At 69.2% G+C, this 24,576-nt stretch carries 16 protein-coding genes; 10 read left to right on the forward strand and 6 right to left on the reverse strand.

Translation table 11 applies throughout. From position 1 onward, the window contains the following. Window positions 1-64 precede the first annotated feature (64 nt). The 5 genes from ACX80N_RS13190 to ACX80N_RS13210 all read right to left on the reverse strand — a co-directional run bounded on the left by ACX80N_RS13190 (window position 65) and on the right by ACX80N_RS13210 (window position 6,448). Window positions 65-718, reverse strand: a complete 654-nt coding sequence (locus ACX80N_RS13190) for a sortase domain-containing protein (protein ID WP_459339761.1) — start codon at window positions 716-718, stop codon at window positions 65-67. Between the two features lie 37 nt (window positions 719-755). After that, window positions 756-1,889: a glycosyl hydrolase family 8 gene (locus tag ACX80N_RS13195; RefSeq protein WP_459339762.1), complete on the reverse strand. Its 1,134-nt coding sequence runs from the start codon at window positions 1,887-1,889 to the stop codon at window positions 756-758. A gap of 11 nt (window positions 1,890-1,900) precedes the next feature. Beyond that, a complete protein-coding gene (locus tag ACX80N_RS13200; RefSeq protein WP_459339763.1) occupies window positions 1,901-2,863 on the reverse strand; it encodes a DUF4397 domain-containing protein in 963 nt (320 codons plus the stop codon). Window positions 2,864-2,930: 67 nt separating this feature from the next. Next, window positions 2,931-4,946, reverse strand: a complete 2,016-nt coding sequence (locus ACX80N_RS13205; RefSeq protein ID WP_459339764.1) for an ArnT family glycosyltransferase — start codon at window positions 4,944-4,946, stop codon at window positions 2,931-2,933. Continuing rightward, window positions 4,943-6,448 (reverse strand): glycosyltransferase family 2 protein, encoded by a 1,506-nt coding sequence (locus ACX80N_RS13210; protein ID WP_459339765.1) that lies wholly within the window; start codon window positions 6,446-6,448, stop codon window positions 4,943-4,945. Before ACX80N_RS13210 ends, ACX80N_RS13205 begins: the two co-directional genes overlap by 4 nt. A gap of 767 nt (window positions 6,449-7,215) precedes the next feature. Between ACX80N_RS13210 and ACX80N_RS13215 the strand changes: the two genes are divergently transcribed. The 9 genes from ACX80N_RS13215 (at window position 7,216) to ACX80N_RS13255 (ending at window position 21,183) form a co-directional block, all read left to right on the forward strand. Then, the gene (locus ACX80N_RS13215; protein WP_459339766.1) at window positions 7,216-9,852 is read left to right on the forward strand and encodes a LuxR C-terminal-related transcriptional regulator; all 2,637 of its coding nucleotides are present in this window, start codon (window positions 7,216-7,218) and stop codon (window positions 9,850-9,852) included. Continuing rightward, window positions 9,849-12,542: a helix-turn-helix transcriptional regulator gene (locus tag ACX80N_RS13220; protein WP_459339767.1), complete on the forward strand. Its 2,694-nt coding sequence runs from the start codon at window positions 9,849-9,851 to the stop codon at window positions 12,540-12,542. Before ACX80N_RS13215 ends, ACX80N_RS13220 begins: the two co-directional genes overlap by 4 nt. A 372-nt stretch (window positions 12,543-12,914) precedes the next feature. Further along, window positions 12,915-14,405, forward strand: coding sequence for a sugar transferase (locus tag ACX80N_RS13225; RefSeq protein ID WP_459339768.1), 1,491 nt, complete (start codon window positions 12,915-12,917; stop codon window positions 14,403-14,405). Between the two features lie 69 nt (window positions 14,406-14,474). Then, window positions 14,475-14,918 (forward strand): adenylyltransferase/cytidyltransferase family protein, encoded by a 444-nt coding sequence (locus tag ACX80N_RS13230; protein WP_459339769.1) that lies wholly within the window; start codon window positions 14,475-14,477, stop codon window positions 14,916-14,918. Between the two features lie 62 nt (window positions 14,919-14,980). Further along, window positions 14,981-16,159, forward strand: coding sequence for a DUF1972 domain-containing protein (locus tag ACX80N_RS13235; RefSeq protein ID WP_459339770.1), 1,179 nt, complete (start codon window positions 14,981-14,983; stop codon window positions 16,157-16,159). Between the two features lie 318 nt (window positions 16,160-16,477). After that, on the forward strand, window positions 16,478-17,743 hold the full coding sequence (locus ACX80N_RS13240; protein ID WP_459339771.1) for an MATE family efflux transporter: 1,266 nt from the start codon (window positions 16,478-16,480) through the stop codon (window positions 17,741-17,743). Window positions 17,744-18,015: 272 nt separating this feature from the next. Then, the gene (locus ACX80N_RS13245; protein ID WP_459339772.1) at window positions 18,016-18,591 is read left to right on the forward strand and encodes a CDP-alcohol phosphatidyltransferase family protein; all 576 of its coding nucleotides are present in this window, start codon (window positions 18,016-18,018) and stop codon (window positions 18,589-18,591) included. After that, on the forward strand, window positions 18,582-19,922 hold the full coding sequence (locus ACX80N_RS13250) for a Wzz/FepE/Etk N-terminal domain-containing protein (protein WP_459339773.1): 1,341 nt from the start codon (window positions 18,582-18,584) through the stop codon (window positions 19,920-19,922). The genes ACX80N_RS13245 and ACX80N_RS13250 overlap by 10 nt, the downstream gene beginning before the upstream one ends. Continuing rightward, window positions 19,915-21,183, forward strand: a complete 1,269-nt coding sequence (locus ACX80N_RS13255; RefSeq protein WP_459339774.1) for an O-antigen ligase family protein — start codon at window positions 19,915-19,917, stop codon at window positions 21,181-21,183. Before ACX80N_RS13250 ends, ACX80N_RS13255 begins: the two co-directional genes overlap by 8 nt. Here ACX80N_RS13255 and ACX80N_RS13260 read toward each other — a convergent pair. Beyond that, window positions 21,111-23,054, reverse strand: a complete 1,944-nt coding sequence (locus tag ACX80N_RS13260) for a right-handed parallel beta-helix repeat-containing protein (protein WP_459339775.1) — start codon at window positions 23,052-23,054, stop codon at window positions 21,111-21,113. The genes ACX80N_RS13255 and ACX80N_RS13260 overlap by 73 nt on opposite strands. A 242-nt stretch (window positions 23,055-23,296) precedes the next feature. Between ACX80N_RS13260 and ACX80N_RS13265 the strand changes: the two genes are divergently transcribed. Beyond that, window positions 23,297-24,478, forward strand: coding sequence for a glycosyltransferase family 4 protein (locus tag ACX80N_RS13265; protein ID WP_459339776.1), 1,182 nt, complete (start codon window positions 23,297-23,299; stop codon window positions 24,476-24,478). The last annotated feature ends 98 nt before the right edge of the window (window positions 24,479-24,576 follow it).

A 24,576-nucleotide genomic window follows, 5' to 3' on the forward strand; every position in this document is an offset into this window, starting at 1 on the left:
GGGCAAAGGATGAGCAGGCCTTAACGCTCGATGAACGCTGGCCGACGGGTACGGCACGGTGGTGCTACTCCGGCAGCGCCGTGGCGAACACGATCATGTTGCGCGTCCAGTGCCCGCGTGCTGGGTCGTACTCGCCGTCGCACGTGATGAGCCGGAGCTGGGCATCCGGTGTGGGTCCGTAGATCTCCTCGGTGGGGAAGGAGTCCGTACGTTCGGCGGAGATGGTGCGGTTAACGGCGAAGTCGTCGGTGCTCCCGTCCGCCTGGGTGACGGTCACCGTGTCCCCGGGCTCGAGGTTCCCGAGATCCACGAAGACGGCCGGCCCGTCGGGGGCGGTGAGGTGTCCTGCGATGACGGACGGACCGCGTACTCCCGGGACGGGACTGCGGTCGTACCAGCCCGCCGCCTGCCAGTCGACAGGCGGCTGCAGTTCGGCGGCGGCGTCCAGGGACAGCACCTCCAGCGGAGCGTCGACGTCGATGGCGGGGATCCTGATCCGCACGGGTGCCGCCTCGGGGGAGACAGCAGTATCAGCCGGCGCCGAGGGATCCTGGATCTTCCCGGCGGACGCCGCCAGGGCCGCGGAGGGATCGGGAGCCGGGCTGTCGGGTTGCCCGCCCTCGGGTGTGGAGGGAGCCGCGCAGCCACCCACGAGCAGTGCTGCCCCCAGCAGGCACGTGGCAGTCCGCAGGGAGATCCGGCTGTTCTTCGATGTCAAGGGAGGTACCTGGTTCCTTCGTGTCCGCCGCAACGGGTCAGTTTTCCAGCGGTGGGCAACCACCGAGGGTGTCGGTCTCGAGCATGAGCCGCCCGAGTGCGGTCCATGCGGCGCCGTAGTAGGTGCTGTACTGCTGCGCCAGCCGGCTGGCCCTGTCGAGGTCCTCGGCGGAGGTGGACGTATCTCCTGCCGACGCGGAGGCGGCCGCCCGGGCCAGGTATGCGAGGGGATGCTCGTCGGTGTTGAGGGCAGTCCCGCCGAGATCGAGCGCCGCCGGCAGCTGGTCGCCCCGCGTCAGCGGTTGGACCAGCTGTGCGGCGAGTTGCCGGTCCTCGTCGCGGCACGACTCGGCGAAGCGGATGGGCAAGCGGGCGGCGTCGTAGCTGTAGCGCACGTCCTGGTCCATCCCCGTGGCGCCCGGCATGGCGTTGACCGCTCCCGCTGCCGTGACCTGCGCCCAGTCCGGTGGCAGCGGACTCTTCGCCAGGAGCGCGGCCGTGACTTCCGTGCCGCCCGTCACCAGCTCCGTCCACCGTTCGTCCCCGGTGCTGTCGGCAAGGATACCGAAGGCGACGGGTGATGCGTAGGACGGGTTGTAGGGGTAGTCGGGGCCGGTGGCAGCCCAGACCCCGGGGAGCAGTATCCGCCCCAGGGGAGTGGGCGCCGTCATGGAGTCCATGATCGCTCCCGCCAGCGAGTTGCCCGCTTCGGTGAATTCCGGACGGTCGAAGTGGGTTCCGGCCAGCACCAGGGCCCGCGCCGCATCGACGTCGGCGTCGGACGCCGGTTCGCTGTCCACGATCCCGCCGTCCTGCCATCGCCAGGCGAGCAGGCCGTCGTCGCGCATCAGGTTGGTCTGCGTCCATCGCCAGATGGACTCGAAGCCCTCCTCGTCGTCGGCGCCGAGGGCGATGAGCAGGCCGTACGCCTGGCCTTCGCTGACAGTATCCCCGCCCTGGTCCCGGCGTACCACGCGGCCGTCGTCGTCGACCCACTTGTCCAGGAAGTCCGTTGCCGCTTCCTCGGCGGTCAGGATGTCCTCCGCGACCGGGCCGTCATCGGTGGTCTCCGGCGTCGGGCTCCTGGTGAACGGGAGCAGGCCGGTGGACCAGAGCGCGATCACGACCGTGGCCGCGAGTGCCGCCGTACCGCACGCGATGATCCACGCCAAGGTCCCTCGTCTCACGGGCGGCGCCGGACGGGTACCGGCAGGAGCCCCTGCGATGCACCGCGCGCCACGACGACGACGGCGGCCAGGCCGGCCGCGACGAGAGGCACGACGTGCCACGGACTTGCGGAACCGGTTGCAGCGCTGTCCCGGGGACCCGCAGAGAGGGGCGCGGATCCGGTGTTGGTGCCGCCCACGGGGGTGTCGGTGACCGTGGCGCTGTCGGAGATGGGCTTGATCGTGAGTCCACCGGACGCGTTGTCGAGCACGAGCAGCGTGTTCACGCTGCCGGGGAGGAGATCGACGCTCGCCAGGCTGCGGTCTCCGTTCTTGAAGAGCTGCAGTTCCCACGGGCCTGCGTCGACCGTCGCATAGCCGGTGACCTGTCCACTCTTCGCGCCGACCGCGATCGGGTCGCCCATGATGGTCTGGATGTCCACTGTCTCGGCGAGAGTGCTCGCCTGGAGGACACGGATTCGGGCCCGGCCGTCCTCGGGCGCGGTGAGGTCGTCGACGATGACCTTGGCCGTCAGATCCGCGTTCTTCCCCAGCACAGCGAGGGTGACCGGCTGGTTCTCCTGGACGGTAATGAGCTGGCTCAGGGCCGGATCGGTATCAGGAGCGCTGTCCGCGGGCGTCATGTCCACCACGAAGGTTCCGGCCGGCAGCCGGAGGTACTCGGAGACGTCCCCGTAGGCCACATCCTCCAGCTCGAACAGGACCTCACCCCCGGCGACGGCGGTGAGCTCGACGTCGACGGTCTTGGTGTCGGGGGAGAGATGGGCGACCCTCGCCCAGCCTCCGGATGTCTGCGGCTCCTCGGCTGCCACGGCCGGGGCGGCCGAGACGGCGCCGTACATCGCCGCGGCGACGACGACGGCGAGCACCCCTCTGGTGGTGCGCAGGCGGGTGGTCCGCGCCGCCGGCTGCGTGCCCGATGCGGCGTGGTCCGGGGAATCCTGTGTGTGAGCGGTCATAGTGATCGTCCTGAACGGTAGAGGGAAAGGATGGGTGCGGCCGGAGCCGGGACGGTACGGAGGGCGGTCACTGGGCGGGCAGGACGTCGGTCGGTGCGTCGACCGAGAAGGTCGAGAGCACGCCCGTGTCCGTCTGGACCGCCGACTGCACCGCGAAGGCACCACCGAGGTTCTCGAACCATGCCTGGTGATCGGCAGCTGCAGCGGTGCCCGGAGCCAGCGCCCCGCCGTCGGCCTCGGTGATCAGCACCTGCCGGCGGACCGTCCCGTCCTCGCCTGCTACGGCAGGGAAGGACACGGAGAGTGAGTCGTCGAGCGCGGCACGGCGGCTGAGCGCCGCGACGATCCGCGTGTCGACCTGCCCCGAGACCAGCTGTGCCCGGGCGTCGTCGTCGAGACGGAGGGTGGGGTTCTGCACGAGCTCGGCACCCAGCGAGGCACGGCGTGCGGCCAGCTGGTCCTCCTGCTCGGTGTGCGCGGCGATGCCCTCGGGGTGGATGCGGCGCACGTCGACCTGCTGCGACCCCACACCGAAGGACGCCACGACGGCGGAGTTGGTCAGCGCCCCGTTGACCTGCGGGAACTGCTCCGCGGAGGTGCGCATCGAATCGGTGGTGACGATGTAGTCCGAATCCCGCCACCCGTTGGGCGACGCATCCATCACGTCCGCGTCGGTGTCCATCTTGTAGTACCAGATCACGTTGTCGCGCTCGAAGCCGCTGCGCACGAGGTCCACCCAGAGGGCGTCGTCGACGATCATCCGATCCTCCTCGGGGACATGCGCCTCGAGCCAGGCCTGTGCCTGGACGGTCGGCTCGTCGAGGTCCGAGAACAGGAAGCCCCGGAGCTGGTTGGCCCAGAGCGGGACAGCGACGAGGGTGGTGATCACGGCGGCTGCCACCACGGCACCGCCTGCGACCCGGTGGGCCCCCGAGCCGCGTCGCAGCGCGGAGGCCGCCTTGCCGACCACACCGGCGATCAGGAGTGCGGCGAACGGCAGGAGCATGATGATGTAGGGCACCGGCAGGTAACTGCCCGGCCGGAACATGAAGGCCACGAGGGCCAGCACCAGCACTGCATACGGGCGCAGCCTGGTGATGAAGAGACCGGCGATCGCGGCGGCAGCGCCGGCCGCGATGAACACCGGGTCCAGCTGCCACCACATGCCCAGGGTCCGGCTGAGCTGGCTCTCGGGATCCGCGAGGGATCCGCTCGACGCACGGGACGAGAGCTGGAAGACCACACCCTCGAACAGGCTGACACGGTTCGGCCCGGGGACCAGTTCTCCCTTGACCGTCGCGAACAGGATGTATCCGAAGCCGACCAGTGCGAGCATCGTCGTCGCGACCGCCAGCGTGTAGCGCCGGGTAGCCGGCCACGCGGACCGGTACATGACGAAGGCCAGTAGCGGCAGGGCCAGGAGGTAGGTCTCCTTGGTCAGCACCGCGACACCGAACATGACTGCTGCGCTGACGAATCCCGCCAGCTGGTGCCTGCGGCTCGTGGCGAGGACCAGGGCACCCAGGAGCCACGGGGTGGCGATGTTGTCCAGGTACACGGTGCGGTGGAACTGCAGGGCCAGCGGGGACAGGGCGAACAGGAGCGCGGCACCCGACGCAGCAGTACGGCTCAGGCCGATTCTGCGGCCGAGCAGCCAGAGCAGGCCGACACTGATGACGGTCGCCACCAGGACGGCCTCACGGCCGGCCATCACGGCGGTGTCCCAGCGCTCGAAGGCGCCGGTGAGCTGGGCGTACCCGGCCAGCTGGATCCACCCCAGGGGCGGATGGTCGTACCAGTAGGTGTAGTGGGCCAACTCGCCGAGGTGCACGATGGCCCAGGCCTGGGCCACGTAGGTGCCCTCGTCGTCGATGCGCTGGGGAGACCCTGCCATGTTCCATGCCTGGACGACGCCGGCGAGGAGCAGCACGGGTACGAGGAAGAGGGGCGCGCGTCCGTGGACGCGCATCCAGCGCTGGCGGGCCGACTGGCGCGATCGCCTGGCGGGTGGCTGCTCGATCGGACGGACGGGCGGCGGCGAGGAGCGCTCCACGGTGGGGGAGCGGTGGATGGTGCTGGTCATGTGGTGGCTCCCTGGGTGCTGATGCGCGGGGCGGCGGAGGAGGCGGCAACGCCCACGAGTTCGCGCTCGTGTGCCGGGGCTTCGGTCGGCGTGCGGTGTGCGCCGGTGTGCTCTGTCTTCTCCCAGGAGTTCTCGCCCTTGAGCTGGCGGTAGACCGCCCGGACCGCGGCGGCGGCCAGGAAGACCTGGTAGGGGAACGTGCCGAGGACGAGCCGGACGTAGTCGCGGACCCGCACCTTCTTGCCGTAGAGACGCCCGAACTCACTGAGTCCGGCCGCTTCGGCCGCCAGGGTGACGATGGTGGGCCCGAGCGGGAGGAACGTGATCAGGGCGACGATGACGGGGACCTTCGCGAAGAGCACCAGGGCGATGGAGACGGGGATGAGCAGGCCGGTCGCGGCCTGCAGGAAGGGCATCGCCAGGATGTAGCGGGCGAACAGGCGCTGGCGGGTGGTGGGCAGCTTGCGCCACTCGCCCTTGCCCAGCACCTGCAGGAACCCCTGGTTCCATCGTGTCCGCTGCTTGAACAGGGACTTCAGCGTGCCCGGCGTCTCCTCCCGGGTGACGACCTCGGGGCTGTACGCCACGGCCACCGTGGCTCCCTGGCTGGAGAGCCGCACACCGACCTCGCAGTCCTCGGCGAGGCAGTCGGCGTCCCAGCCGTCCGACCACTCGAGCCAGGTGCGCCGGATGAACACGGTGTTCCCGCCGAGGGGGATGAACTTGGCATTGGCGTGGAAGTGCAGCCGGGAGCGGAACCAGAAGTAGTACTCGAGCACGTTGCGCAGCGACCACCAGGTGGTCTCGAAGTTCATGAGCTGCACGCCACCCTGCACCACGTCGGCGCCGGTCTCGGTGAAGCGCGAGTCGACGAGCGAGAGGAGCCGCGGGTGGACGTCGTCCTCCGCGTCGAAGACCCCGATGACCGAGCCGCGCGCCGACTTCAGGGCGAGGTTCAGGGCCTTCGGCTTGTTCTTGGGGACCGAGGAATCGACGACGACCCTGATGAGGTGCGGATGCCGGTCCGCGGCGGCGCGGGCCACCGCTTCCGTGCCGGGATCGTCATGTCCGACGATCGCGATGATCTCGAAGTCCGGGTGGTCCTGCTGGGCCAGTTTGTCCAGGGTCTGCCCCATGACCTCCTCCTCGTGCCTGCCCGGTACGAGGAGCGTGAAGGACTCGGCCGCCGGCCGCGGTGTCCTGGAGAATCCCGTGCGCTGGAGGCTGTCGCGGGAGCGCCAGGCGTGAAGCATCCACCACAGGGTGGTGACCGCGATGATGGTCAGGAGGATCGCGACCACGATCATGGTGCTGTAACCGATCCACTCCCACAGGGACCAGTCGGGAAGGATCGATCGGGCCTGCTCCTCCGACACGCCTCCGCCGGTCTCGACTCCTCGATTGGGAGCCACCTCAGGAGCCGGGGATTCCTCAGGGATGGGGGTCAGCAGGGGAGCGGGCTCCACTGCTGCTTCGTCGAGTGTTTCGGTACTCGGGTTCAATCGGGCCTTCTCTGCGCTTCGGGACGTCAACAGGACAACCCGACCAGCAATGACACCGTGGCGGCGGACGGCTGATCGGATGGCGGTCGATCTCAGAAAAGAACGGGCCCGGATCGCTGAGGGCGACGCCGGCCGGGCCGCGACCCGGAACGGTGGGTGACCGGGCAACTGCACGCAGTTACCCGGCTGTCGGCGGCGCGTTGGGGGTACTCCAGTCTCACGAGAGCACGACGCCGCTGACCCGTTCAGGGGGACCACGCAGACTTGATGGAGTAGGTGCACGGCTCCATCTGCTGCTATCGGCGTTGAAGGCAGTGCGTCGATCCGGGAAGCTACGACCCTGCGAACAGGGGGTGTAGGGCTTTTCCCTCACCTTCAACGATAGGGAGAGCACAGCGAACTCTCACGAAACTGCCGTACCTGTCTCTTTCTGGGTACTACTTGGAAATACTCGGGAACTACTGGCTCTCGCGGGCAGTTCCTCGTACCCGGTACGCCCTGGGGCGAGCGGCCGTCATCCGCGACCGTCTCCTGGCTCCCGACGGGAACCGGCGCTGGACGAAGCCGTCCGACCAGTGGCAACCCTGCGCAAAACCTTCGGCTCGGGCCGCCCGATGCGCCGGTTCCACAGGCCGCCGGGCGGTAAGGTGAGGGACTCAGGACAAGCTTGGTGGGGCGAAATTCATGCTGGATTTGAAACGGGGATCCGGTCCAGTGCCGGTGGTGTCGGTGTCTCAGCCGATACGCAGCCTGCTCGGTCGCGCCCTGTGACGGTTCTCGACGAGCGGTGGCCCTTCATCGGGCGCGACGACGACGTCGCCTCCATCGCAGCCGTCCTCGACGAGGAGTCGGGCCGCGGTGTCGTGCTCGTGGGCGAACCCGGGGTCGGCAAGACGATGATCGCCCAGCAGGCGGTGAGCCGGCTGTCATGGCATTTCGACCACATCCACCTCCGCGGTGTCGCAGCCCACGCGGCCACCCCGTACAGCGCCCTGAACGTCCTGCTCGCCGAACTCGACGAGGACACCGCCCGCAGTCCGCTCCTGGTGCTGAGTGCACTCGAGCGGAAATTCGACAACGCCTCCGTGAAGCGACCCACGCTCATGCACCTCGACGGCGTCGAGGACATCGACGAACTGTCCGCAACCGTGATCGCTCATCTCGCACGCATGGGTGCCGTGCGGCTGCTGGTGACCTGCCATGACCTCCTGAGGGCGCCGGGTGAGCTGTTCGACCTGTGGAAGGACGGAGTGCTCGAGCGCTTCGACATCCAGCCGCTGAGCCTGGCTGCCGCCGTCGAGATGCTGTCCACCGCCCTCGGCGCGCCGATCTCGCGCTCCGCCGCCCTGGAACTCTGGTCCACCAGCGGTGGAAACCCGAAGTACCTCCAGAGGGCTGCGAACGCCGATGTCCTCTCGGGGCACCTCCTCTGCAGCGACGGCACGTGGGTGACCCGCGACGTACCGCGATCGCACTCGGGCCGCCTCCTCACCGACTGGGCGGCACCGGAACTGGCCGCGCTGCCACCCGAGGACAGGGCCGTGGTGGAGGTGCTCGCCGTGGCCGGGCGCCTCCCCGTCGACGTCCTGCTGAGGGCCCTTCCCTCCGACTCCCTCGACACCCTGCAGGTCAGCGGGATGGTCACCTGCGACCCGGCGGACGGGCCCCTCCTGCGGCTCGCGAACGGGGTGTTCGCCGACGCCGTGCGCTCCCAGCTGCCCTCCGCCGGCGGCCGGGAGGCCCTGGGGACGGTCAGCGCGCTCAGGGACGAGCCCGGGGTGCCCGTCGAGGCCAGGACTGCCCTCGCGGCCTGGGCCCTCGACCAGGGCGCCGACCTGGACCAGGCCCAGCTGGTGACCCTCGCGCAGCTCGCGAACGACCACGGGCTGGAAGGAGCCGCGGAACGCTTCCTCGAGGCCGTCCCGGCGGCGGCGACCGGTGCCGCCCGGATCGAGCAGGCACGCAGGCTCTGGATGGACGGGGATCCGGCCCGGGCACTGGAGACGATCGGATCGCTGCTGACGGGCGATGCGTCCGACGCGCTGCCGCTGGAAGTGTGGGTGGGCGTGCGCCTCCTGGCGGCACGGATGGTCGTCCGGACCCAGGGGAGGGAGCACGAGGCGGAGGCACTCCTCCACGACGTCGTGACCCGCCTGCAGCCCGAGCCCGCCGGTGCGGACCCCATCGGGCTCCGGACCGCCGCGGAGATCGCGCTGCTCGAGGTGCAGGTCTTCGAGGGCGAGCTCGGCCTGACCCGTGATCGTGCCCTCGAGGTACTCGGGGCATCGCCGCAGGACGAGCGCTCGAGGATCAGGGTCAGGGGCATCCTCGGCGTGGTCGAGGCGACCCTGGGCGCGCCGCTCGAAGCCGTCGCGGTGGGACGCACCATCACCCCGGTGCTGGCGGACCCATCCTTCAGCACCCCCGACGGCGAGCGTGCACTGGCCCACGCCTACGGGGCGATGTTCCTGGCCGGCCACTGGTCGGAGTGCCTCCGCCTGACCGAGGACCAGGGCGGCGGAGCCGACGGGATCCGGTTCGGCGGATCATCAGCCGAGTTCGCCGAAGGTGTGGTGCTGGCCTACCTGGGCCGGAGCAGCGAGGCGCTCGGGAAGCTTCTCCCCGCCATCAGCCAGTTCCGGACCAGGGACAGGCATGGCCTGCTGCCCCTGGCCGAGGCGGCCGCGGCCTACGCGCTGGTCCTCGAGGACGCCCCCGACGCCGCCGTCGACCACCTGCGCGCCATCGACCTCACGGGGCACCGCTCCTCGTGGCACCTGCAGGAAGCGGTCAGGTACTTCACGCTCCTCGCCGAAGCGTGGCTCGACACCCCCGACGTCATCGCCGACGTGTTCATCGAGCACGCCCTCGAGCTGGGCGGCAGGGGGTACCACGGCGTCGAGCTCTTCTTCCTCAGCCAGGCGGTGCAGCTCGGACGGCACGACGCCGCCCATCAGCTGGGCGCCGCGGCCGCAGCCTCGAGCGGACCGTTCGCCCGACTCTGCGCGGACTTCGCGGCCGCGCTGGCAGCACAGGACCCGGGAGCGCTGAAGGAGGTAGCCCGCCGCGCAGCCGACGCCGGGAACCACACCCTGGCCGGGGACGTCGCCGCCCTCAGCATGCAGCACCTCACGGACACCGACGACCCCATCGTCCGCGTGCACGCCGAGCAGGTCCTGCGCCGGACCTCGACGCCGGCACGCCGCCACATACGGCAGAAGCTGTTGAGCGAGCGTGAGCGGGCCATCGCGCGGAAGGTGGCGCAGGGCGTGCCGAACAAGGAGATCGCCCGCGAGGAGCACATCTCCCCGAGGACGGTGGAAGGCCACGTGCACCAGATCATGTCGAAGCTCGGCCTGTCGAGCCGCAAGCAGCTCGCGCTCATCTTCGGGCGGCGGCCATGAACAGGCACGCAGGCGCCACGTCGGGGTCAGCGACGGACCTGGTCGGCAGGGCGGTCCTGATCAGCGAGGTCACCGCCGCCCTCGATGACACCGCCGGCTTCGGTGCGATGATCGTGGGCGAGGCCGGTGTGGGGAAGAGCGCACTGGCCCGCGCCGTGGTGCAGCAGCTCCAGTGGTCGGCTCCCGTCCTGAGGATGACCGGCGGGGCTTCCCTGCGACACGTACCCTTCGGTGCGCTCGCGCCCTACCTGCATACGCTGTCCCTGGCCGACGCGGAATCACCCGTGGCCGTCCTCCGCGCACTCATGAAGCACCTGCCCGCGAAAGCATCCGGCCGCGCGCAGCACCCGCCGCTCATCGTGATCGACGACGCCCACGAACTCGACCACGACTCCGGCGCGCTCATCGCCCAGCTGATCAGCGCCCGGCGGGTCAAGCTGCTCGTCGTCCTCCGGGACCCCACCACCACCCCGCAGGACATCCTCACCCTCACCACCGACGGCCTCCTGAGACGATTCGACCTGCCGCCGCTCGAGCCCGACGCCGTCCGCACCCTGTGCTCGCAGGTGCTGGGCGGCCCCGTCCTCACGGGAACCCTCCACTACCTCGCCCGGGTGACCGGCGGGAACCCCCAGCTCCTGCTGACACTCATCGGCAGGGGGAAGATCGAAGGGCACCTGCAACAGCTCCACGGGGTCTGGCGCCTGACCACGGATCAGCCAATGGTGCACCCCCATCTCGCCGACCTCGTGCTCGCGCAACTCACAGCGCGCAGTGCGGAGGAGCTGGAGATCCTGGACCTCATCGCTCTCGCGGAGCCGGTCGCACTCCACGCCGTGTCCCGATGCGTGGACGCAGGAGCCCTCGAACGCCTGCGGGTCGCGCGCCTGGTCGTGATCGGTGCAGGACCGGACCAGCCCGTGTCGCTCGGCCACCCGCTCCACGGCGAGGTGCTGCGCAGCCGGGTGCCGATCGCGCGCAGCACGCAGATCCGGGGACGGGTCCTCGGCGCCCTCCCGCCCGAGCCGCAGTCCACCGAGGGCTTTCTGCGGAGCGTCTCCTGGGGACTCGACGTCGGCGCGCCGATGGACGACGGGTCCCTGCTCCGGGCTGCCGCGCTCGCGAACGGCATGCGGGACACCCACCTGGCCCTGCGGGCAGCCCGCGCGGTGTCCGCGCCGGGACTCCACGGCCGCGTGCTGACGGAGATCGCGCGGGTCGAGGCCCGCCGGGGGAACCTCGCCCACGCGCACGAACTCGTGGACGAAGCGATGCGCCACTGCGCGGATCTCGACGTGGCGAAGGACGCGACCCTCCTGACCCTCGAGCTCGGGCTGGAGTCGGGCGTCCCCTACGCGAGCCTCCGTGACGCCGTGCGTCGCTGGCGTTCCGCGATCACGGAGGCGGAGGCGCGGGAGGGGGCGCCCGTGACCGCTGCGGAGGTCTCCGCGGCCCAGCTCGGCTGCCGTGTCCTCGACTGCTACCTGCTGATCCACGAGGGGCACATCAGCGGTGTCGAGGGAGATCTGCGGGCCATCATCGCCGACCCCCGAGGTACCGCCGAGACCAGGGTGGGGGCCCTGGTCCTGCTCGGCGAGCTGCTCGGCAGCATGGGACGCCCCGCCGAGGGTGTCCAGTGCACGCGCGAGGCGCTGGAGATCATCGACGCCGACGGCGCACTGCTGCTGCGCCACCGCGAGTTCGCCGTCGCACGGCATGTGGTCCTGCTGAGTGCAACCGGCGAAGCAGCGTTGGCGAAGACCGTCGTCGACGGGTATTCGCGCGCCCAGCCACGCAGCACCGTGTACTTCGCCGGGTGGGGCGACGTGGTGGACGGCACGAGCGCCCTGCAGGCGGGTAGGAACAGGGAGGCCCGCGACCGGTTCCTCCTCGCACTCCAGGCATTGAAGGAGTCCGACATCGCGCACCTGACGATCCTTCTCCTGGCCATGGCGGCCTACGCGTCCGCGCTCGCGGGAGACGCACCGCAGGCCGGTGCACTGATCGAGGAGTTCGAGCGGAGCGCTGAGCGCGGCTCGTCCTCCACACGCCTCGGCGGACGGATCTTCGTCACGGCCACGTCCGCGCTGTTGGTCGACGACCCCGGGCCGCGGGCGGACCTGATCACCCTCGCGGAGACCGCGGAGAAGGACCTCCTGGGGAAGTGGGCGGGGACGGCACTCAGGTTGTCGCTGCTCCTCGGCGACAAGGATGCCATCGATCCCCTCGTCAGGGTGCTGCAGGGCCACCAGGGTGCGGGAGCCAGGACTCTGCTCGACTTCGCCACGGCGGCACGTGCCAGGGATGCGGATGCCATGGTCGCCGCCGCGACCGAGGCCGGTGAGCACGGGGACCAGGCCCTCGAGTTCGTGGGCCTGTCGCTCGCCCGACGACTGCTGAGCGAGCAGAGCTCGAGCCGCCAGGCCCGCGCGATCCAGCGGCGCCTCGTCATGCTGGGTGAGCAGCGTGAAGGGCCCCTGCCGGCTCCGCTGATCGGTGCCTCGCCCGTGGCGATCGTCCCTCGCCTGACGCCGACCGAACAGAGGATCGTGGCTCTCGTCAGGAAGGGCTACACGAACCGCCAGATCGCGGACACCAACAAAGTGTCGGTGAGGACGGTCGAGGGCCATCTCTACAGGATCTTCGCGAAGCTCGGTGTCGGCCGCCGGGAGGACCTCAGGGAAGCCTGACACCGGACGCGGGTAGGCGTGCCGACCCCTCCGTGATCACCACAAGTAGTGCGGCAGTAGTCCACGTGGGGGCGCTGCAGACCAAACACGTAGGTGCTACTCGTGTGCGCATATTTACCGATCCGTAGGCTTCGCGGAAGAGCTTCACAAGCGAAGTCGGTATCAAGAATCGGGTCTCGATATGAGGCACTCAGGCTGGGGCATCCACGCATTGCCGTATGGTGCTCCTCCCCGTGAATTCAAGGAAGAATCCGGGAACAGCACGTCATCCGGCCTGTCCGCCAGGACCGGGATCATCGGAGCCGCTCCGTCCACGGCGCTCCCGCCCCGAGGGTCGGCACGGCGCACCGAGGACCGGGCCGGGGGTGCCCGATGACGCAGATGCCCGCTGCCATCGGGAGCTACCTCACGGCGGCGGTGCCTTCCGCCACCGCCCAGCAACTGTCGCTGTCCGGCGCCGCATGGCGTCGCCGCTACCAGATCTCCCTCCTCGCCACGGACTGCGTGCTCATCCTCGGAGTGCTCCTGCTGACCGTCAACCTGCTGACAGCCTCCGTGAATACGGGGCGCGTCGGGAGCGTGCTCGGGTTCGGCGGCGTCCTCTCCGTGATCTGGATGGTGATGATGGCGCTCTTCCGCACACGGGACGCGCGTGTCGTGGGGACCGGTGCGGGCGAATACAAGGAGGTCGTCCGAGCCAGTCTCGCCACCTTCGCGGCCGCTGCCATCATCATCGTCATGCTCGATCTCGGGCAGTTCCGGCGCCTGCTCGTCCTTTCGCTGGTGGCCGGCACGCTCCTGCTTCTTGCCAACCGCTGGCTGTGGCGCCAGTGGCTGGTGCAGCAGAGCCGCCTGGGCCACTACCTGTCGAAGGTGGTGGTGGTGGGCCAACCCGCGGACGTCCGCTATGTGGCGTCGCAACTGGCGAAGAGGGCCGGCGCCGCGTACGTCGTGGTCGGCGCGGTCTACGAGGGGAAGTCGACCCCCACGGCCCTGCACGCCGGGAACCGCCTCGTGCCGGTGGTCAGCGGTCTCCGCAAGATCGAAGCCTTCGTCGCGCATACCGGGGCCGATGCGGTGGTGGTCGCGGGGCATCTGCGCAAGGGCAGCTCGTACGTCAGGGAGCTGGGATGGCGCCTGGAGAACTCGAACACGGAACTCGTCCTCGCATCGGCGCTCACCAATGTGGCCGGCCCGCGCATCCGGACCCGCCCGGTCGACGGGCTGCCCCTCATGCACGTCGAGATGCCGCACTTCACCGGTGGCCGTCACATCCTCAAGCGCGTCATGGACGTTTTCGTCTCCGCGACCGCCCTGCTGATCCTGGCTCCGCTGTTCCTGGTCCTGGCGATCGCCATCCACCGGGACAGTCCCGGGCCGGTGCTCTTCCGGCAGGAGCGCGCGGGCAAGGCGTCCGCGGCGTTCACGATGTACAAGTTCCGCTCGATGGTGACGACCGCCGAGGACGAATTGGTCCTCCTCCGGGAGCAGAACCAGGGCAACGGGGTGCTGTTCAAGATGCGGGAGGACCCCCGTGTCACCCGCGTGGGCCGCTTCATCAGGAAGTACTCGCTCGATGAGCTCCCGCAGATCTGGAACGTGCTCCGGGGGGACATGTCCCTCGTGGGCCCCAGGCCACCCCTGCTCAGCGAGGTGTCGGGGTACGAGCAGCACACCCACCGCCGTCTCCTGATCAAGCCGGGCCTCACGGGTCTGTGGCAGGTCAGCGGACGATCGGACCTCGACTGGGACGAGAGCGTTCGCCTGGATCTCTGGTACGTGGAGAACTGGTCGGTCATGGGCGATCTCATCATCCTGTGGCGCACGTTCAAGGTCGTGCTGAAACCGGTCGGTGCCTATTGAGCCCGTAGGAACCGACACCCTTCGCCCGTGGCCCCGTCCGCGGCAGGCACCAGCAATCAGGAGAATCCCATGGGAAGACGAACCGGTTACGCGGCAGGGGCCTTCGACCTGTTCCACGTAGGGCACCTCAACCTCCTCCGCCACGCCAAGACCCAGTGCGACTTCCTCATCGCGGGAGTCGTCTCCGACGAGCTGCTCGAGCGGAACAAGGGGAGGAGGCCGGTGATACCCCTGATCGAGCGGCTCGAGATCGTCGAGAGCGTCCGCTTCGTCGACCGGGCGGTCACCGAGACCACGACCAAGCTCGAGATGTGGGAGCAGCTCCACTTCGACGTCTTCTTCAAGGGCGACGACTGGAAGGGCACCCCCCAGGGGCTCGCTCTCGAGGAGACCTTCGCACGGGTGGGCGTCGAGGTCGTCTACTTCCCGTACACCGTCCACACCTCGAGTACCTTCCTCCGACGGACCCTCGAGCTCCTCGATGCTCCTGCGGTCACCAAAGCCGTGTTCTAGCCCGTCATCCCGTGCACCCGCCTCCCGCAGGGAGCATGCACCCACCTGCTGGGAGTCCACCCATGTATCTGCTGCCGTCCCGCTCGGAACCCCTCCGCATAGCACTCGTCGGAACGCGCGGTGTGCCCGCCCGGTACGGCGGATTCGAGACCTGCGTGGAGGAGGTGGGACGACGCCTCGCAGCCCGCGGGCACGAGGTCGTCGTGTACTGCAGGACGACGGAGCAGACGGACCGGTCGGAGACCACCTATCGGGGCATGACGCTCGTCCACCTGCCCGCGCTGAAGAAGCGGTCGCTCGAGACACTCAGCCATACCGGACTCTCGGCGGGACACCTCCTGCTGAAGCGTTCCGATGTCGCCATCGTCTTCAACGCCGCGAACGCACCCTGGCTGCGGGTCCTCCGCGCGGCGGGAATCCCGGTCGCCACCCATGTGGACGGCCTCGAGTGGAAGCGCGCGAAGTGGGGGACCCTCGGCAAGCGGTACTACCGCGCGGCCGAGTCCCTGGCGGTCCGCTGGTCCGATGCGCTGATCGCCGATGCTGCGGGCATCCAGGACTACTACCGCCGGGAGTTCGGCGTCGAGAGCACCTATCTCGCCTACGGCGCCCCGATCCTCGAATCGGGAGCGTCGGACCGGCTGGCCGAACTGGACCTCGCACCGGACGGGTACCACCTCGTGGTCGCGCGGTTCGAGCCCGAGAACCACGTCCACGTCGTCGTGGAAGGCTACGTCCGTAGCACGGCGACGCTGCCCCTGATCGTGGTGGGCTCGGCCCCCTATTCCGACGAGTACACGCGGCATGTCACCTCGCTGGGAGACGCCCGGGTCCGCTTCGTCGGCGGGGTCTGGGACCAGGAGCTCCTCGACCAGCTGTACACCAATGCCCGGATCTACTGGCACGGGCACTCCGTAGGCGGCACGAATCCGTCGCTGCTGCGCGCCATGGGTGCAGGGACCGCCATCAACGCGTTCGACGTGAACTTCAACCGGGAGGTCCTCGGAGCGAACGGCGAATACTTCAGCACCCCGGCCGACATCCCCGCCCTCGTACAGGCTGCGGAAGCCTCGGCCTCGGACACGAAGCTCCGCGGGAAGAAGTCCCAGGCGGATGCCCTGGCCTACGACTGGGACCGGGTGGCCGAGGGTTACGAACTGCTGTGCCGCGAGCTCGCCGGCCGCCGCAGCGCCCGCGGGCGTCGCTCCGGGGCCTTCCCGCTCACCCGGACCGCCTTCTAGGGCCGGCCGGCATCGCCTCCGCCATGCCGTCCAAGTGGTCCGCCGCCAAATGGGCCGAATTTCGGGTAGTCACTACTCGTGTGCCACCCCCTGCCGACTTCTACGATCGCTCCAACCTGTTCGTCCAGGCAAGGACGCTCCAGAAGATTGGTCTCACATGGAAAACCGATTCGTCGCCTACGGCCGGCACCGGACCATGTCCCACGCCGCCGGCGATGCATCGATCGTGGTGGCACCCATCCCTCTCCTGACCGCCCGCTTCCCGGCGTGCAGGAGAGCGTTCCGTCCTGATCCTTCCCGCGCGGCGGGAGGGATCCGATGAGGCGCACCGTCGAGCGGGTCCTGCCGGCCGCGTTGGCGGCTGTCGCCCCCTGCTCGCAGGCCGTCGGCAGCCTGCTGCTCATCCTCGTCGCGAGCAGGACCATGGATCTGGCCGGCCTCGGGCGCCTCGGCCTGCTGTACGGCTTCTTCGTGCTGGGGTCCGGCGTGATCAGCGGTTTCGTCGGGGACAGCCTGACCGTCCTGGATCGAGGGGCGCGCCCCGTGAGGGGAGCGCTGGAAGTCTGGTTCCTGCTCCTGGCCGGGTCCGTCGCCGTGCTCCTGGCGGTGGGCGGCCATCTCTCAGGGTTCACCGACCCCGCGCAGTCACTGGTCCTGGGGCTGGCAGGATTCGCCTTCGTCAGCGAGGAGATCGTGCGGCGGCTGCTGATGATCGAGCTCAGATTCGGACGGGTCATCCTCGTTGATCTGGCGATGATCCTCGGGACGGGCCTCGTGCTCCTGGCTGCCGCCGGCAGCGGGTTGCACCTCGTGGACTTCATCCTGGCGATCCTCGTCGGACAGAGCACCGGAACGCTCGCCGGGGTGCTCCTGATCCCACGCGCCGAGCGGTACCTCGTCCCGATGGGACGGTCGGCCCTGCGCCAGGTGGCGGCTTTCGGCATCTGGCGTGCGGCTCAGCAGGGGCTGAGGCCCGCGGTGCTGGCAGGCATCCGCATCGCCGTCATCGTGTTCATCGGTCTTGCCGCCGCAGGAGAACTGGAGGTTGCGCGGGTGTATGCCGCACCGGCGCTGCTCCTCGTCGGAGGCTTCTCGTCGTTCCTCTTCGCGTCCTACGCACGGGACTCGGACCGTCCGCTGCAGGAGCTCGTGCACCGTGCGGACCGGGCGGTGATCGCCCTCGCCGTCCTCACCGTTCTCGGCTCGATCGGCGCGCTTCTGCTCCTGCCCGTGGCCGGGCCCCTGCTCACCGGGCGGATGCCGGATGCCGCGGCCGTGGCCGGCTGGCTGTGTCTCTCCCTGGGTGTCGGAGCCAGCATCCCCTACGGATCGCTCGCGGCCGTCCGGGGGAGGGCGGCGACGGTGTTCGGCGTCCGCCTGAGCGAGAGCGTGCTGTCCCTGGCCCTCGCCGCGGGGGTCGTCGCGCTGTCGGGGTCCTTCGTCCTCGCCCCCCTGTGCGCGGCGCTCGGCTCCCTGGCGGGCGCCGTCTTCCTTCGCCTGGCGGTCCTCTCGCAACCGAAGCACCGGGTGCCACGGCAACCCGTCCACCGCTTCACCGAGAGGCGGTCCGAGACCCGTGCCTGAATCCGAGGGAACAGTCGACAGGGGAGGCGCCGTGACGGCCTAGGAACGAGGTGCCACGACGATCCAACGGGCCTTCCCGGGTCCGCACAATGCGAAAGGCAGTCATGACAATGCGAATTGGGGCGCAATCACAATTCCGTGAAGCACTGGATTCTCTCGCCGGTGCACAGAAGACATCGAAAGGAGCCCCCGCCTATTCCCGATACGTGAACCGGAGGCTGGGCAGGATTCTTGCCGCAGCCGCCTATACCCGTGGTCTCACACCGAATCAGGTGACGATCGTCAGTGCCCTCGCCACGCTCTCCGGGCTGGCGTTCCTGGTCCTGACGGATCCGGCGACCGGCACCGGTCTCCTCGTGGCGGCCCTGCTGGCACTGGGGTACGCGCTCGACTCCGCGGACGGTCAGCTCGCACGACTGACCGGGAAGGGGACCAAGGCCGGGGAATGGTTGGACCACACCGTGGACGCCTTCAAGGAGGGGAGCGTCCACCTGTGCGTCCTTGTGTGCTGGTGGCGCTACTTCGACCTTGCGACCGCCTGGCTGATCGTCCCCCTCCTGTTCCAGGTCTTCGGGACGGTCCACTTCTTCTCCCTGCTCCTGATCGACCACCTGCGAAGGGCGCACCGCTCCGCGGACAGCGCGCCTGCGGCCGTCCAGCGTTCGTCCTCGCTCGCGTACTCGCTCGCCGTCCTCCCGACGGACTTCGGCCTATTGTGCGTCCTGTTCGTGCTCCTCCTCGTCCCTCCCGTCTTCGTGGGTGCCTACAGCCTCCTCATGCTCGCCAACGTGGCCTTCCTGGCACTGGCCCTGCCCAAGTGGTACCGGGAGGTGAGGTCGTGGAACTGAGCGAGTACGCACGCATCTTCCGGCGCCGATGGATGCTGATCCTCGTCGCGACTCTCTGCGGCGTGATCGCTGCCCTCGCAGCCACGGCTCTCGCCACTCCGAGGTTCGACGCCCAGGCCACCCTCTTCATCAGGGCCGACTCGGAGGCCAGCTCCAGCTTCGAGAATTCACAGTTCGTCCTGCAGCGCGTGAAGTCGTACCCGGACCTCGTCTACAGCCCCCAGGTCCTCACCCCGGTGCTGCAGGAACTGGACTCGTCCGAGAGCCTGTCCGAGCTGCGGGAGCGGGTCTCCGCGACCAACCCGGCGGAGACCGTCTACGTGAGTGTCACGGGCAGCGCCGGAACCGCGGAAGAGGCAGCGGTGCTGGCCAACTCCGTCGCTTCGAACCTCCGCGACGTCATACGCCAGCTGGAGGGCGGCGACACCGCGCGGAACGCGGCCGTGGAAGCCTTCGTCACGGTGCCCGCGGTGGCCCCTGCCTCCCCGGCAGCCCCGAACGGTGTCCTGAACGTGGCGATAGGGCTGCTGGCCGGACTCGCCCTGGGACTCATCGCCGCCCTCATGGTGGGAGGCGCGAGCCGGAGGATCCGGGGCAACGCGGACCTGCCCCGTTCGCTGGACACCCGGATCATCGGATCGATCGTCAGCGGCGCCAGCCCCTCGATGGCGATGTCGTCGGAGGCCGAGATCCCGTACCGCGGCCTGCTGACCGCGCTCCTGCTCAAGGGTGATGGACAACTGCCCAAACTCCTGCTGCTGGTGGCCGTCGGGCAGCACAACACCGCCCAGGCCTCGTTCGGCTACCGGTTCGCCGGCTTCATTGGTGATTCCGGTGCCCGCACGTGCATCATCGATTCGACCCAACGGCACGTCCGGCCCGAGGGGGCGGGCTCCGAGAACGCCGCAGAACTCGGGTTCTCCGACGTGCTGCTGGGCGAGGCCTCGTTCAACGTCGTCGCTTCGGTCACCGAGGATCATGCGACGTACCGGATCCCCATCGGCTCGTCGGCCGACAGGATCACCCGGGCCCAGGCGGCGCGTCAGGGGGCCAGCATCCTGAAGGAGCTGAGCGACGACTTCGACGTCACGCTCGTCAGGACCTCGTCCGATTCGCACCCGCTGACGACGTCGACGGCGGCACCGGTGTCCGACGTCGTACTGGTGCTCGTGTCCTACGGCACGCCGGTCACGAAGCTGGAGCGCGCCTTCCGGGAACTCCAGGCGGTCGGTGTGGAGCCACTGGGTGTGGTGCTCCTCCGGGGGCCGCGTCGGTCGAAGGGCGGCACAGGACGCACCCGCGTGAAGCCCGGGACCCCCGGCCGTGGGTGAGGCCAGACTCCGCACGGCGGTCGCCGTCGCCATCTGGATCATCCTGATCGTCAGTGTCACCGCATGGCGGAAGGGCGTCTACTTCGAGGGCGACTTCGACGGCATCGTCATCGCCAAGGGCGCGCTCCAGGGAGTCGCCCTCGGAATGGCGCTCCTCGTCAGACGGGCGGCTGCCACCGCTTTCCCGGTCGCCGGCGGGCCGGTGCTGGCAGTGCTCGCCGTGCTGGCGATCTCCCTGCTCGGTGCTGTCCAGTCCGGAAGCACCGCCGCTTCGGCGGTTCTCGCGGTGCGGATCGTCCTGCTCATGGTGACGGTCGTCCTGCTCGTGTCGGTCTTCCCGCGGGGGGAGATCCTCAAGCAGCTGGTGATCGCCACGGGAACCGTCGGTGCGGTCCTCGCCGTCTCCGGTATCAGCACGCTCGGAGGGGGCGGCCGGCTGGAGGGGACGATCATCCCGATCAGCCCCAACGGACTGGTGGTCCTCTGTGCCATCCCCGCACTCGCAGGGATCCACCGCGTGATCTCGGGGCACGCGACGATCGGCGCGATCATCGGCGCCTGCTTCTACACGCTCGCCTGCGTGGCGACCCAGTCCCGCACCGCCCTGCTCGGCATGACCGTCGCGATCATCATCCTCATCGTCGGTGTCCGCACGATCCAGCGGTCCATCGCCGTGGTCATGATCGTGGCCGTGCCCGTGCTCCTCGTGGTCGCCGTCCACACCACCTTCTTCACATCCATCCTCACCAGGGAGGACAGCCGCTACGACCTCACCCTGAACTCACGGACCATCGCCTGGCAGGTCGTGCTGCAGACCCCTTTCGAATCCCTGCAGAAGTGGGTCGGAGCAGGGCTGTCGGTGAAGACCGTGCACGTGCAGGGGCAGTACTGGAACGAGCAGGTCCTGGACTCCAGCTGGGTCTCCGCCCTCGCCCAGACGGGCCTGGTGGGAACGGCGATCCTCGCCGCCGTCGTCGTGACGGTCCTGGCGGTCAACGTGCGGGCAGGGCTCGGGAATGTGCTGCCGGTCGCAGTCCTCGTCTTCCTCCTGATCAGGTCGTTCCTCGAGACGGGGCTCCTGGACTCCAGTGTCACGTTCCTGGTCTTCTTCGCCCTCGCGTCGGCGTTCCTCCCCGCGCGGCACGGGCGGAATCGGATCGACGCGCTGCCGCGACCGGGGCCAGCGGGTCAGCGGTCCCGATCGCTGACCGGTCCCACGAGCTGGGTTCCCGAGGGGACGCGCAGCAACGCGGCGATCTGACCGGGCAGTGGTTGGGCGACGATGGCCGACTGCACCGTGTTGCTCAGGCGGAAGGTCACCGGATCCGCGATCTCGACATTCGTGAGTTCGATGTCGTGCTTCGCCTGTCCGGTCTCGTTCCTGAAGCTCCCGAGCGTCGTGTAGACGGCGGGATCCCCCGCTCCTCGTGACCAGATCACGAGCCAGGCGGGGTCGGAGCCGGAGGCACGGTGGAACACGTTCCCCGCCGTCGTCACCTCCATGTCCTCGGCCGACAGCTCCTGCCCGTAGTCCTCGACGCACAGGAGGCAGTTCCCCCTCGTGCCCGCGACCACGTTGTTGCGCAGGGTGATCGGCCCATTGATCCACGTCATCGACGGGTCGGGGAACAGCCGCCTCGGGTCGCGTCCCGGCGTCTCGTAGTCCGCCGCACGCCGGGAGTCCTGGACGATGTTGATCGGTCGCCCGTTGCCGATGAACGAGTTGTTCCAGACCTGGACGTCACTCGTGTTGTTGATCTTCACGCCGTGGCCCTCGTTCTCGGCGACGACGTTGTTCGCGACGACGGCCTGGGCGGAGATCTCCACCGAGATCCCATGGCCGCTGTTGCCGATGACGTCGTTGCCCGACGCGGTCAGATCCTGCACCGATTCGTCGAACCAGAGACCGGTGCCGTCGTTCGCCTTGAAGAGGCTGTCCTGGACGTGCACGGTCCGGGTGCGGCCTATCTTGAAACCTCCGGCCGCGGGGGAGTGGTTGAACCCCTCGGTGTTGTTGTCCACCACCTTGAGATCGATCGCGGACAGGCCGTCGGCGTAGGTGGCGGATGCACCCAGCATGCCGTTCTGGGTCAGGGTGACGCCCTTCAGTCGGGCGTCCGGACCGGATACCGCGAGCCCGGTCACGGAGGTCTCCTCGATGACGACGTTCTCGACCGTGATGTCATTGCTCTCCACGGTCACCGCGCCCATATTGGGCACGGACGGAGCGAATTTGCGCACCCCGATCCCCTTGAGGGCGGACCCCGCGGACTGGATCGATACCGCCTTGCCCAGCGCACTGGCCCGGACCTGCTTCCCGGACGGGTCCGACCCCAGGTACAGCCGGTCGCTGCGATAATCGACGAAGAAGGAGCCCGGGGTCACCTCGTCGAGCGAACCGACCTGTCGCTGCGCAGCACCGTTGACCCACACCTGGTCGGGATGGGCGGCCATCGGACGCTCCGGGTCAACGAACGTCCACCCCGGCGTCGTGCCGTCCGCGCTGCCCCGCGAATACGTCGGGCTGGCGTCGAACTCGGCGGTCCACCCCTCGGTGACGAAGGCACGCCCCTCCGCCGTGAACCCGCTGACCGGCACGCTCCCGTCCAGCCAGACCTCCTCGTCCGGATAGGACTGGAGAATGATCTGCTTCGTCGTCGGGATCTTCACCACCTCGTGGTAGGAACCCTCCCTGACCACGATGGTCTGCCCGCTGACGGCTTCGCGGATCGCTGCCCTGATGGTCCTCAGGGGGGCATCTTCGCTCCCGCGGGCGGTGTCGCTGCCGGTCCGGGCCACGAAGAGCGCATCCTCGGGTATCGCGTATGCCGTCGTCCCGATGGGGGCGGCGCCCGTCCCGGTGCGCTCGTCAGGCGACATCGCCCGGGTGGCCACCTCCGATGCCGGCTCCTGATCGGCGCGCAGCGACTCGGGGAGGAGGGTGTCCGATCCCGCCACACGCCCGTCCGACGAGCGGATGGTGTCAGCGGCCCCGCCGGCAACGGCCGCGCCGGTGTCCGCCTGGTTCTGGGAGGGCGGAAGGACGAAGGCCGACAGCAGCACGACCGTGCCGAGGAGGACAGCACGGTAGCTCAGCTGCCGACCTCGGACTCGCCGGTTCTGCTCGATCATGGCATCCCTCTTGGCATCCGACACGGAGCCATCGAACCGGAATCGGTCGATGTGAGCACCGCCACTCGACAGCTTAGCCGCAGGCGGGGATCGAGGGAATGGCGACCGGACGCTGATCGTCGCCCCCACCGGGAGGCCCTTCGCCGCCACACCGGAGCGGCCTAGGATGTGGACCACGGATCGGAAGGGCCTGCGCCGGACGATCCCGGATCCTTCATCCCAGCGGCGACTCGGGGGTTCTCATGGACTTGGCTGGACAGAAGATCGTCATCGCGCACCCGTCGGCCGACCTCTACGGCTCGGACCGCATGATGCTCGAGACGCTCGAAGGGCTGGTCTCCGCCGGCGCCGAGGTGGTCGTGGTGCTCCCCGCCGACGGGGCACTGGTGGCGCACGTCCGGGCCCGGGGAGCGGAGCCGCGGGTGGTCGGGACCCTGGTCCTGCGCAAGAAACTCCTCTCACCGAGGGGTGCGCTGTCGCTGCTCGTCCAGAGTGCGCAGTCGATCGTCACGATCACGGCCTTCATCGCCCGCCATCGGCCGGACATCGTCTACGTGAACACGGTGAGCCTCCCGTGGTGGCCCGTCATCGCGCGCCTGGGGCGATGCCGGGTCCTGGTCCACGTCCACGAGGCCGAGGGTCACGTGCACCCCGTCATCCGCTTCCTCATGGCCCTGCCGCTTCTCCTCTCCTCGGACGTGATCGCCAACAGCCGGTACACCCTCCGGGTCCTGGGCCAGTCCCTGCCCGGCAGGGCCTCGAGGGCGAAGCTCGTCTACAACGGGGTGGTGGGACCCGTGTCCGTCAGCGAGCCCCGCAGGACCCTCGACGGTCCCGTGAGACTCGTCTACTTCGGGCGGATCTCCCATCGGAAGGGTGTCGACGTCGCGATCGACGCCGTCGCGGAACTCGGGCGCCGAGGACGTGCGGTCCGCCTGGACATCGTCGGAGCTGTGTTCACCGGCAACGAGGACTATGCACGGGGCCTCGCGGAGGGCATCGCGGGGAGAGGCTTGGAGGATGCGGTCCGGATGCTGGGCTTTCGGGAGGACATCTGGGAGACCATCGACGACGCCGACATCGTCCTCGTTCCCGCGCGGCTCGACGAATCGTTCGGCAACACGGTCGTCGAGTCCATGCTGGCGGCCCGTCCCGCCGTGGTCTCCTCGATGCCCGGCCTGCTCGAGGCCGGCGACGGCTACGGCAGTGTCCACTTCGTCCCACCGGATGACGTGGGCCGGCTCGCGTCGGCCGTGGAGACCATCGCCGACGACTGGTCCCACTGGCGGCGTCTCGCCGTCGAGGACCGGTCGCGCGCCCAGGAGCGCCATGCCCCGGAGAAGTACCGGAGCGGGATCGTCGATGCACTCCTGGGGGCGGCCGGCACGTCCGGGAGCCAGACACACCGGGACCTCCGACCTTAGGTAGCACTTGGATGCCGTGAATCGCCCGCGGTGGCAGGATTAGATCAGAGAATCCTTGCGTAATTTTCGCGAGGCCTGCTGACCCATCCGAGGAGTAC

The organism is Arthrobacter sp. MDT2-16 (assembly GCF_054510925.1).